This is a genomic window from Kitasatospora sp. NPDC059812 (assembly GCF_042732075.1).
Taxonomy (GTDB): domain Bacteria; phylum Actinomycetota; class Actinomycetes; order Streptomycetales; family Streptomycetaceae; genus Kitasatospora.
The window spans coordinates 1-10,481 of record NZ_JBHWIO010000151.1; the positions used below are offsets into that span (position 1 = coordinate 1).

Below are 10,481 nucleotides of genomic sequence, written 5' to 3' on the forward strand. Positions count from 1 at the left end.
TGCTCGACACCTGGAAGGGCGCCGCACCGACGAACCGGTGCCCGTTGCCGTCGATCTCGGAGGCCGTGATGACGACCGTCGAGTCGATCCCGATGACGTTCCAGGCGATCTGGAGGTTGAACGTCCCGTTCCCCGGGGTCCACGTCCACCACCCCCGCCACACGGCGCCGACGTTGCCGCCGATCGCCGCGAGGCCCTGGTCCCGGTCGGCGGGCTGCGAACTGCTCGCGATCCGCGGCACCTCGATGGAGGAAGATTCGGCTGCGGCCATGACGGCTCCCCTCGCGCCGGGAGAGCCCCCATGAGCCCCCCGAATACTTTGAGTGTCCGGCAATGTGCACAGCGTAACAATCACTCGTGCGAGTGAACCTCCGGCGCGCCTCCCCCGGGGCTTTCGTTACGGCCTCCGGTCGGGCGGTTCGATGGCGAGGGCGTGCCGGAAGATGTTGCACGGGTCCCAACGGGCCTTGATCTGTTGCAGGCGGGGGTAGTTGTCCTTGTAGTACAGGGCGTGCCACGGGGTGCCGGAGGTGTTCCACACCGGGTCGGCGAGGTCGGCGTCCGCGTAGTTGATGTAGGAGCCGTCACTGACCTCACCGGGGACGGGGACGCCTCCGGTGTCGCGATACACCTCGCGGTAGAAGTCCCGGACCCAGGCCAGATGGGCCGCGTCGTCCGCCTCATCGGCCCAGACCGTGTAGTAGACGGCCTTCATCACCGAGTCGCGCTGGGCGACGGCGGTGGCGTACGGGGGCACCGCGTTGACCTGGCCGCCGTAGCCGACGAGGAGCAGGCCGCACTCCGCACCGCCCGTGCCGTCCGTCAGATGCCGGTAGGCGGTGGCGAGTTGGGCGTCGGTGAGGGAGCGGCGCAGGTAGCCGGCCTTGTCCTTGTAGCGCCGGGTGATCGAGTTGCCGGCCTCGCCGGTCCCCGGCCAGGTGCTGGTGGGCAGCCAGGGCATGGTGCCCCGGAGGGTGGCGGGTTCGGTGGCACCCACGTCGGCGGTCACCGCGCGTACGAAGTCGGTGAGCACCGCGTCGGAACCCGGAACGCCCGCGTCGATCTGCACGACCAGCTCAAGGGTGCCGGACTTGCGGTGTCCGGCAATGAGGACGGCGTACAGGTTCGCCGCGGGGGTGCCCGGCTCGCTGTTGCGCTCGTGCCACGTCCCGTAGTTGCGCAGCAGGGTGGTGAACGCCCGTTCCGTCATCTTCTCGTCCCAGGCCCAGGCGACCAGGCACCTCCGCAGCTCGCCCGGGGCGCGCGGCAGGAGTGCCGCGGGGTCGCCGTGGGGGCGGGTGCCAGGGCCGGAAGTGCCGGGGCCGGGGGTGTCGTGGGAGCGGAGCCAGTAGCGGGTGACGACGCCGAAGTTGCCACCCCCGCCGCCGGTGTGGGCCCACCACAGGTCGTGGTTCGGATCGTCCGGGTCCCGGGTGGCGACCACCGCCCGGACAGTCCCGTCCCGGTCGGCCACCACTACCTCCACGGCGTGCAGGTAGTCCACGACCGAGCCGTAGGCGCGGGACAGCGGACCGTACCCGCCGCCGGCCAGATGCCCGCCCGCGCCCACCTCGGGGCAGCCGCCGGCCGGGATCGTCACACCCCAGCCCTTGAACAAGGTCCGGTACACGCGCCCGAGGGTCGCTCCCGGCTGCACCACGAACGCACCCATCGCGGGGTCGAAGCCGACGGCGTCCATGGCAGAGAGGTCCAGCAGGAGCTGCACCGCCGGGTCGCCGGTGAAGTTCTCGAAACAGTGACCGCCGCTGCGCACGGCGATCCGGCGCCCGGAGCGGACGGCGTCGGCGACGGCCCGCACCACCTGCTCGGTGGAGCCGGCCAGGCGGATCTCCTCCGGCCGGCCGACGAAACGGTAGTTGTCGCCCCGCAGCAGGCTGTCGTAGCGGGAGTCATCGGGGCGGACCGTGACCGGCCCGAACGCCCGGCCCTCCGGCCCGCCCCCACCTCCCGCCGGACCCGGGCCCTGGTGGCCCGCCGCCTCGGCGGGCCCGACGGCCAGGCCGGCGACCGCACCGCCGACCGCCACCGCACCGGCTCGAGCGAGCAGGTGGCGACGCCCCAGCCGTTCGTCCGCCGACCCGTCCATCTCTTCCTCCGTTCACCACGACCATCCGTCAGCGCATGCTACCGGCGCACGCGTCATTCAAATGTGCTGACCATAGCGATAATTGACATAGAATCAGGAAAAGGCCATAGCGCTCGGCCACCCCCGGCGGACGTTCAGCGGGTGCCGCAGAAGACGGTGTCGAGGAACTTGATGCTCGCCTCGTTCTGCGCCGTCTGCTCGGCGTCATCGCCCCGCGGGGTGTAGGAGAGCGCGACCTGGCGGTCGGCGGTGCCCCACAGCTGGGTGGAGAAGCCGAAGGTGCCGCCGTTGTGGCCCAGCACGGTGGTGCAGGAGAGCGTCGCCTGCGCCAGCCCCATCCCGTAGTCGACGTCGTGCGAGCCCGGCACGGTCTGGAGCATCGTGGTCATCTCGCGCTGCTCCGCCGGACGCAGCAACTTCCCCTTCAGCACGGCCTGCTCGAACCGGACCAGGTCATCGGTGGTGGAGATGATCTCCCCGGCGGCGCCCGCCCAGGACGGGTTCTGGTCGGTGACGTCGAAGTCGGTCTTCTTGACGTTCCCGGTGCCGGCGCCGTCCACGGTGGTCCAGTAACTGTGGGCGTGCGGGCCGGGGATCGTGGTGGAGCGGCCGGGGACCGTGGTCTTCGTCATCCCGAGCGGTCGCAGGATGCGCTGACCGACCTCCTGTCCGTAGGGGTGCCCGGTGACCTGCTCGATGATCAGGCCGAGGATGTTGAAGTTGGTGTTGGAGTAGCCCCATTGGGTTCCAGGCTCGAAGTTCGGCGCGTGGGAGACGGAGGCGGTCACCAACTGGCGCGCGGTGAACGTACGGTTCAACCCGCCCTGGGCCAGCCACGTCCGGAAGACGGCCGGGTCGTTGAGGTTGGGAAAGACGTCGGTGCCCTCGTTGGTGGCGTCGAACAGGCCCGTGCGCTGGTTGAGCAGCTGGCGGACGGTGATGTTCTGCCCGTTGGGGACCAGCCCCGGCAGGTGGCTCGACACCGAGTCCTCCAGGCCGAGCCGGTGCTCACCGACCAGTTGCAGCACCGTGGTGGCGACGAACGTCTTGGTGACGCTGCCGATCCGGAACCGGCCGTCACCACGGACGGGCGCCTGACCGACCAGGTCGGTCACCCCCGTGGTGCCGCGCCACCGCTGGTCACCGTCACGCACCTCGGCGATCGCGGACACCGCCTTGGCGTCGGTCAGCCCGTTGAGGGCGAGTTGCAGCGGACCGCCACGCGGGCGGGCCGACGAAGCTGCGGAGTCCTCGGCTCCCGCCGCAGCGGCGGAGGCGGGTGACGCGGACACCGCCAGACAGAAGGCTGCGATCAGGGCACTGGTCAGACGACGAGACATGGTGCTTCCCTTCACTCGGGCGAACAGGAGTTCGCCACGAGTCAGCCTGTCAGCGCCGCCACCGGGGGATCATCACTCCGGATGAGGACCCGTCCATCCTTCAACAGGCTTACGAGATCGACACCTTAGGACACCAAAGAGGTACGTGAGGGGTCGTCCGGCGGCCGCATCCGGGGATGCGCCCGCACGCTCGGTCGAGTTATGGCCGGGGGGAGCCTCCGGTCTGGTGGCTCCCCCCGGCGTTCGGCACAAGGTCCCGTTCTGCGGCCGGTCAGCCGGTCAGCCGGCGCTGACGACCGTGCCGCAGATGATCGTTCCGTTGAGCGTGACCGTCTGACCGAGGTCGTAGGTGGCGGCCACCTCCGTGTCCGTCAGCGTGACCGTCCAACTGTCGCCGGTCTTGGTCGCCTTGACGCCGGTCGCGTTGTTCTTCACGTAGCCGCCGACGTGGGCGGCCGTGCTGACCGGCATCATCCAGCCGGTGCCCGACTCGACGCCGGCGACGCTCGGACCGCCGGCGTTCTGGTCCGACGGCGCCTGGAAGGACGTCAGCTCACCCTTGATGACAGTGCAGGTGCTGTCGGCGGCCTTGATGGAGCCGGACTCCACGCCGCTGAAGGTCACGTCGGCGCTGCCCTTGCCGGCCTTCCCCGGCGCGCTGGCGGGGGCGCCCGCCGCCGGGGGCGCTGCCGCGTCAGCCGGCGCCGCACCCGCGGACGTCGAGACCGCGGCCCCAGGCGCGGTGGCGCTCTTGGCCGGGCTCGACGATCCACATCCGGCGAGGGATATCAGCGTCGCGCCGGCGATGAGCCCGATGACGGCACGGCGTCGGTGGAGTTCGGTCCGTGACATGTTCTTGCCCCTGAATCTCGCGTGTGAGTATTTGACGATCACCGTGCAGAGTGCGGTCGGCGGCTGTCCGTCACGGGACGGAGGCCGGATGCCGGGCCGGTGTTCTGCGCTGTGATCTCCATGCCCGGCACCCTAGCCTGACGGTCTGACAAAAAAGTGTTCGCACTCGGATTGGTAGACACCGGTCCGCCTGGCGGCAAAACGGCCGCCCCTGACCCGCCATACGGAAAACCGGATTCCTCCCCGGACTGAAGGCCGGGACATCCTCCGGCCTCCGGCCTCCGGGTGAAGCGTCGCACGGCCCCGTGGGGACTGCGCAGGGGGCCAGGTACCGGGTGATCGGGAGTCACGGAAAGCCACGCAACGCAGGGTCCCCGGGCTCCCATCGATGCCCCCTTCGGCCCCAGCACGGGAGTCCCCTCATACACGTACGCTTCCGCCCGTCGAACAGGGTGTCATTGTGACGGTGTGAACGAAGGGCTCGTTACTGACTTCGGATCGCCAGGGTGAGCTTTCCTGAAGTCCCTGATGGGCTTGGTGTGGTGGCTGTGTTCGGCGGTGTGTGAGATATGCAGATGGGGGCGGGCTGGGCGCTGAGGGGCGGCTGCGCCAGGAGTCGGTGGCGATGCGGGCGGCCGAGTTGTTCGAGCAGAGGATCAAGCCGTCGGAAGTGGCACGGCGTCTGGCGGGTGAGCCCGAAGTCGGCGTACCAGTGGCATGAGTTGTGGCGGGATGGCGGTGTGCAGGCTCTGGCCTCTCGCGGCCCGGGCGGGTCTCGGTGCCGTCTGTCGTCGCGGTGGAGAACTCCTTGCCCTCCGAGCGGAGCTGGCCGCCCTGCGGGCGGACGTCGCCCGCAGGGCCGCGGCCGGAGGCTGATCCGATGGCCGCGGCCCGATCACGCCGCTGAAGCCGACCCCTCGCCCAGCCGTTGTCGTCGGTCCAGCAGGTCTGCTCCGCCGGCACGGTCTCCACGTTGGAACCGGCGACTCCGTCTGCTTCGGCGGCTCCGCCCCGCTGCTGATGGACACGCACGTGGAAAAGCGGAACAGGGCGCCGTGGCGTGGGCGCGCTCGCATAGGCTGCCGTCTCATCCGACCCGCCGTGACAAGGACCAGCCCATGCGCAGCCGTACCGGTATCCGTCTGATCGAGACCGCCGACGCCGCCCCGATAGCCGCGCACCGGACGCGGGACGTCGAGGCCTTCCGGCCGTGGGAACCGGACCAGCCGGCCGAGTTCTTCACTCCGGAGGGCCAGGCGGAGCGGATCGACCGGCTGCTGGCCGGGTACCGGGCCGGCACGGTCTGGCCGGGCGTCGTGCTCGCCGACGACCAGGTGGTCGGGCAGATCACCGTCGCGGGCATCCTGCCGCAGCCGCACCTGCGCCGCGGCTCCGTCGGATACTGGATCGCCAGTGTCGCCCAGAATCAGGGGCACGCCGGGCGTGCCGTCGAACTCGCGCTCCGGGTGATGACGGACGAACTCGGGCTGCACCGCGCCGAGGCGTCCACCAGCCTGGAGAACGTGGCGTCGCACCGGGTGCTGCGCCGCCACGGGTTCAGTCCGTACGGCGTCGCGCACTCCTCGATCTTCCTCGACGGCAGCTGGCGGGACGGGCTGTTGTGGGAGCGGATCCTCGGCGACTGAGCGTACGTCCGCTCCGGCAACGGGGCGCTGGACGATCCGTCACAGCTTCGCGGCGCGCGTCAACAGGGAGCGGGCGGTCAGCGCGCTGGTGATGGCGGCGATGCCGGCCAGGAGCAGCATCTGCGGCCAGGCCGCGTCGAAGCCCAGCAGGGCGGAGTCCCGCAGGCAGCGGACCACGTAGGTGACCGGATCCGCCCAGGACAGCAGGCGCAGCACCGGGGCCATCTGCTCGACCGGGTAGAAGGACGGGGCGGCGAAGAGCAGGACCGGGGCCAGGACGTTGACCGTCACCGTGAAGCGCTGGAAGTCGGTGAACAGCGTGGCCAGCAGCAGGTAGAGGCCGTTGCAGGCGAAGGACGCCAGCACCGTCGAGGCGATCAGGGCGGCCCAGTGCCCGACCGGCCAGCGGAAGTCGAACACGGCGAGCGCGATGGCGAGCGCCAGCAGGGTCTGCGCCAGGACGAGCCCTGCGCCGGCGGCCAGCTTGCCCAGGACGTAGCTGCTGCGCCGTAGCGGGTACGACCAGAGTTCTAGCTCCATCTGGCCGAGCCGCTCCTGGAACAGCGAGGTGCCCGCCGCGGTCGCCGCCGCCAGCATGGAGGAGAGCATCAGCGCGGGCACGGTGAACTCGGCGTAGCCGACGGCGCGTCCGTGGTACCGGACGTCGCCCACCAGGTGGGAGAGCGAGGTGGCGAACAGCAGCAGGTAGACCGCGCTCGGGGTGATCGCCAGCAGGAGGTTGGTCCGGTTGCGGGTGAGCAGGCAGTACTCGCGGTACAGGGTGGCGACGGCGTCCTGCCGCCACCGCCCGCGCGGGGCGGTGGGCGGGGCGGGCGCGGTACCGGCGGTGTCAGCGGAGGCAGAGGAGTCGGCGGAGTCAGCAGTGCCGGCGGAGTCGGCGGTCGCAGTGGTCACGGTTGGCTCTCCACGAGGTCGATGAACGCGTCCTCCAGCGACGGCGGGAGGTACTCCACGGACGCCGCGTCCGGGCCGTCGGAGCGCAGGCGGGTGAGAAGGGCGGGCAGCCGGGTGCGCACGTCGCGCCCGGACAGCTGCACCAGTCCGTCCGTGACGACGGCCTGCAACCCGGCCGAGCGGGCCAGGTCGGCGAACGGCTCGGGCTGCGCAGGGTCGGCCGTCCGGACGCGTACGACCTGCGGGCCGAAGCGCTCGGCGAGCTCGCGCGGGGTGCCGTCCTGGAGCAGCCGGCCCCGGTTGACGATCAGCACCCGGCCGCAGTTGCGTTCCAGTTCCTCGACGTAGTGGCTGGTCCACAGCATGGTGGTGCCGTACCGGTGGCGCAGGTCCCGCAGCAGCTCCCACATCCTCCGGCGGCCGCTGACGTCCATGCCGGCGGAGGGCTCGTCGAGCAGCAGCAGCCGGGGGCGGCCGAGCAGCGCCCGGACGATCTGGAGGCGGCGCCGCTCGCCGCCGGAGAGGGTGAACACCAGCTGGCCGGTGGCCGAGCCGAGGCCGAGCGTGTCCAACAACTCGTCGACCGTCGGGCGGACTTCGGGCCAGCGCAGGCCCTTGAAGGCGGCGGCGATGCGCAGGTTGTCCAGGAGGGACAGCATCATGTCGAAGGGCGCCGACTGGTGGACGACGCCGAGCTGGTGCTTCACCTCGCTGCCGGCCGTCGGCTCCTCGTCGAACACGGTGACCCGGCCCGTGGTGGGCGCGGTGACGCCGCAGATCAGCTTGGTGAGCGTGGTCTTCCCCGCACCGTTCGGCCCGAGCAGTCCGACGACGGCGCCGTCGCCGAGGTCGAAGGAGATGCCGTCGACGGCGTTGCGGGTCATGCCGGTGTAGCGCTTGACCAGGTTCTCGACGTGCAGCGGGGTTGTCATCCGCGCCACCCCGCGAGGTCCGACCGGCCCGGGGCCTGGTCCGGCCGGACGGGAAGAACGCCCCGGACGGCTTCGACGCGTGCGCGGACGAACTCGGCGGTGTCGGCCAGTCGCGGCGGTTCCAACAGGGTGCCGTGGCCGACGTGGAAGTCCGCCGTCCCGGGCCGCAGCGGCGGCCGTCCGCCCCAGCCCTCCGAAGGCCCGGTCGCCCGATCGCCCGAGGACCCGGTCGTCCGGTCGTCCGAGGGGCAGCCGGCGGCCCGGCCGATCAGGATGTCGACGTCGCGCCGGCCGGCGGCGGCGAGCAGTTCGTCGAGGGCGGTCCCCGGGAGCGCGCCGTACGGGGAGACGCTGACCACAGGTCGGGCCTCGCCCCTCGACAGGCCGGGCATGTCGCCGCGGCGCATCGCCGGGTGCCACCACGCGTAGGCCGGGGCCGGGCCGGGGAGCCAGATCCGGGTCCGGCCCGCCCCCCGGTCGGGGTAGGCGGCGAGCCTGGCCAGGTCCAGGGCCGCGAGCGTGACCGCTCGGCGGTACGCGGGCACGACCCCGAGGTACTCCCCGGGCCCGACCACCGGGTCGACCAGCGGGAGGTTGTCCCCCCGGGTGAGCAGCCGGCTGCCCGCCCGGTCGACCACGCGGTGCACGATCACCTTCCGGTCGAGCAGGACGACCGCCACGTCCCCCGGTTCCACCTCGTCGAAGGGCCGGGCCAGGACCGTGATCACGGTCCCGGGCTCGATCGTGGGCAGCATGCTCCGCCCGGCGGTCCTCAGCCGCGCCCTCCCCACGGCGGCGAGGGCGCTGCGCAGCAGTCGGATCTGCGACGGTTCCTCAGACACGGGCGTCACCCTGGTCCGCCGTCACCAGCAGGTCCTGTGCCAGCAACCGTGCCACGAACTCCTGGACGTCCTTGGCGATCAGTGCCCGCTGCGCGGGGCTCTCGGCGCCGTGGCGCCGGGCGAGTTCGGCGACCACGTCCGGGACGGAGCGGTTCTCGGCCAGTTCCAGCCAGATCTCGGCGGCGGTGTGGTTGAGGGTGCGGAACTCCCCGCTGCGGGCGGAGTAGATCCGCACCTCGTTCAGGGAGGGGGTCCAGACCACCTCGGAGTCGATCAGGTAGTGCATCGGCGGTCCTCTCGGTCGGCGAGCGGCAGCAGGCGGCGTTCCGGGGCCTTCCAGTCCTCGTACGCCGGGTGGAGGGAGTCGTCCCGGACGAGCAACGGGCGGAACAGCTCGTCCCGTCCGGCCTTGAGCCGGGCCCCCGGGACGCCGTTCGCGCTCCACAGGCTGGCGATCATCGACTGGCGCAGGATGCGGCAGAGGTGGCGGCCGTTGCGGTGCACGTCGCCGGTCTCGGCCAGGTGGTAGGCCCGGCAGCCGCCGCCGCAGGCACCGCGGATGTAGCAGCGGCGGCAGTCCTGGAGGTTCTCCCCGGTGAAGACGTTGTTGGTCCGCAGGTCGGCGAGGACCGGGGCGGCGAAGATCTCCGCCAGCGGCTGCCGGCGGACGTTGCCCGCGATGTGGACCTGCTCGGTGACGAGCTTGCAGGGGTAGACCGTGCCGAGCGAGTTGACGTAGACCTCGTTGCCGCCCATGCCGCAATTGCCCTTCACCGAGCAGGGTTTGCTCGCTTTCGGGCCCTCCGGCAGGAGCTTGCCGGCCAGCGGGTGGGTCCAGCAGAAGTCCAGCACCTTCTGGTAGTCCGCCCAGCCGTAGTCGAAGCCGTCGGTCGCACCGCGGCCCAGGTCGGTGTGGTTCATCATCCGGACCCGGGAGATGTCGAGGTCGGCGACGAACTCGGCCAGCCGGTCGAGGACGTCGACGTTCTCGGGGGTCACCACGTGGTTGATGACCGGGGTGACGCCCGCCTGGTTCAGCAGGCGCAGGCCCTGGGCCGTCCGGGCGAAGGTGCCCTTGCCGCGGGTCCGTTCGTGCGTCTCGACGGTGCCGCCGTCCAGGCTGACCGTGACCTGGTTGAAGATCTCGGCCATCCGCTGCGCGGTTTCGAGCCGCCTGATGGTGGTGCCGTTGGTGATGATGTTGGCGGCGAGCCCGCGTTCCCGGGCGTGCCCGGCGACGGTGAACAGGTCCTTGCGGAGCATGGGTTCACCGCCGGTGAAGACGATGACCCGGGCCCCCAGGTCGGCGGCCTGGTCGACGAGGTCGAGCGACTCGGCGGTGTTGAGCTCGCCGGGCAGGGCCTTCTCCGACGAGGCGTAGCAGTAGGGGCAGCGCAGGTTGCAGCCGTCCGTGATCGCGTAGTAGACCATCGACAACTGCGGTTCCGGGGCCCGGACCACGGGGCGCCGGCCGGGCAGGTAGACCAGCCAGTTCAGGACCGCCTTCGCCAGCGCGCGTTCGACGGTGCCCGCGTCCGTGGGCAGCGTGCCCCTCGGGCGGCCCGGGGCGGCGAGGGCGCGGAGCACGTCGGTTTCCGGGGCGGTCATCAGGCACCAGGCCGCCAGCTCCGGATTGGTGACCAGACGGTCCCCGCCGTTCGTGAAGTAGACCAGGTCGTCGGGAACCACCAGGTCGTCCCAGAGTTCGAGCAGTTTCATTCTCCACCTCGGCCGTCAGGGGTGGGGGGGCCGGGCGCCGGGCCGCGCGCCCCCCCCCCCCGTCTTATGAGGGGGGCGCGGGCGCCGGGGGAATATAAAAATAACACACACCCACAAACACACACAAA

Annotated in this window: 10 protein-coding genes; 1 reads left to right on the forward strand and 9 read right to left on the reverse strand. The window is 71.3% G+C overall.

Features of this window, described 5'->3' with window-relative positions; genetic code table 11:
* The 4 genes from ACFV6D_RS38020 to ACFV6D_RS38035 all read right to left on the reverse strand — a co-directional run.
* The coding region (locus tag ACFV6D_RS38020; RefSeq protein WP_380563281.1) for a hypothetical protein at positions 1-271 on the reverse strand (271 nt) is incomplete at its 3' end.
* Positions 272-397: 126 nt separating this feature from the next.
* The gene (locus ACFV6D_RS38025; RefSeq protein WP_380563283.1) at positions 398-2,107 is read right to left on the reverse strand and encodes an FAD-binding oxidoreductase; all 1,710 of its coding nucleotides are present in this window, start codon (positions 2,105-2,107) and stop codon (positions 398-400) included.
* 134 nt (positions 2,108-2,241) lie between these two features.
* On the reverse strand, positions 2,242-3,447 hold the full coding sequence (locus tag ACFV6D_RS38030) for a serine hydrolase domain-containing protein (RefSeq protein WP_380563285.1): 1,206 nt from the start codon (positions 3,445-3,447) through the stop codon (positions 2,242-2,244).
* Between the two features lie 279 nt (positions 3,448-3,726).
* Positions 3,727-4,299, reverse strand: a complete 573-nt coding sequence (locus ACFV6D_RS38035; RefSeq protein ID WP_380563287.1) for a hypothetical protein — start codon at positions 4,297-4,299, stop codon at positions 3,727-3,729.
* A 1,118-nt stretch (positions 4,300-5,417) separates the two neighbouring features.
* Here ACFV6D_RS38035 and ACFV6D_RS38040 point away from each other — a divergent pair.
* Positions 5,418-5,945: a GNAT family N-acetyltransferase gene (locus tag ACFV6D_RS38040; RefSeq protein ID WP_380424074.1), complete on the forward strand. Its 528-nt coding sequence runs from the start codon at positions 5,418-5,420 to the stop codon at positions 5,943-5,945.
* A gap of 39 nt (positions 5,946-5,984) precedes the next feature.
* On the opposite strand, the gene ACFV6D_RS38045 is transcribed toward ACFV6D_RS38040, so the two are convergent.
* Genes ACFV6D_RS38045 through stsB form a run of 5 tightly spaced genes read right to left on the reverse strand, consistent with a single transcriptional unit; the run spans position 5,985 to position 10,353 of the window.
* Positions 5,985-6,860: an ABC transporter permease gene (locus tag ACFV6D_RS38045; RefSeq protein ID WP_380563289.1), complete on the reverse strand. Its 876-nt coding sequence runs from the start codon at positions 6,858-6,860 to the stop codon at positions 5,985-5,987.
* Positions 6,857-7,792, reverse strand: a complete 936-nt coding sequence (locus ACFV6D_RS38050; RefSeq protein WP_380563291.1) for an ATP-binding cassette domain-containing protein — start codon at positions 7,790-7,792, stop codon at positions 6,857-6,859. Before ACFV6D_RS38050 ends, ACFV6D_RS38045 begins: the two co-directional genes overlap by 4 nt.
* The gene (locus ACFV6D_RS38055; protein WP_063351985.1) at positions 7,789-8,634 is read right to left on the reverse strand and encodes a S24/S26 family peptidase; all 846 of its coding nucleotides are present in this window, start codon (positions 8,632-8,634) and stop codon (positions 7,789-7,791) included. Before ACFV6D_RS38055 ends, ACFV6D_RS38050 begins: the two co-directional genes overlap by 4 nt.
* Positions 8,627-8,920 carry a PqqD family protein gene (locus ACFV6D_RS38060; protein ID WP_380563293.1) on the reverse strand — a complete coding sequence of 98 codons (294 nt, stop codon included), beginning with the start codon at positions 8,918-8,920 and terminating at the stop codon, positions 8,627-8,629. Before ACFV6D_RS38060 ends, ACFV6D_RS38055 begins: the two co-directional genes overlap by 8 nt.
* Positions 8,908-10,353 (reverse strand): StsB family radical SAM/SPASM domain sactipeptide maturase, encoded by a 1,446-nt coding sequence (stsB, locus tag ACFV6D_RS38065; RefSeq protein ID WP_063351987.1) that lies wholly within the window; start codon positions 10,351-10,353, stop codon positions 8,908-8,910. The genes ACFV6D_RS38060 and stsB overlap by 13 nt, the downstream gene beginning before the upstream one ends.
* Positions 10,354-10,481 lie beyond the last annotated feature (128 nt).

What these genes read in the sequence shown, in the direction of transcription:
- ACFV6D_RS38025 (WP_380563283.1), bottom strand. Translation starts at nt 2,107, where the DNA reads ATGGACGGGTCGGCGGACGAACGGCTGGGGCGTCGCCACCTGCTCGCT.
- ACFV6D_RS38030 (WP_380563285.1), bottom strand. Translation starts at nt 3,447, where the DNA reads ATGTCTCGTCGTCTGACCAGTGCCCTGATCGCAGCCTTCTGTCTGGCG.
- ACFV6D_RS38035 (WP_380563287.1), bottom strand. Translation starts at nt 4,299, where the DNA reads ATGTCACGGACCGAACTCCACCGACGCCGTGCCGTCATCGGGCTCATC.
- ACFV6D_RS38040 (WP_380424074.1), top strand. Translation starts at nt 5,418, where the DNA reads ATGCGCAGCCGTACCGGTATCCGTCTGATCGAGACCGCCGACGCCGCC.
- ACFV6D_RS38050 (WP_380563291.1), bottom strand. Translation starts at nt 7,792, where the DNA reads ATGACAACCCCGCTGCACGTCGAGAACCTGGTCAAGCGCTACACCGGC.
- ACFV6D_RS38060 (WP_380563293.1), bottom strand. Translation starts at nt 8,920, where the DNA reads ATGCACTACCTGATCGACTCCGAGGTGGTCTGGACCCCCTCCCTGAAC.
- stsB (WP_063351987.1), bottom strand. Translation starts at nt 10,353, where the DNA reads ATGAAACTGCTCGAACTCTGGGACGACCTGGTGGTTCCCGACGACCTG.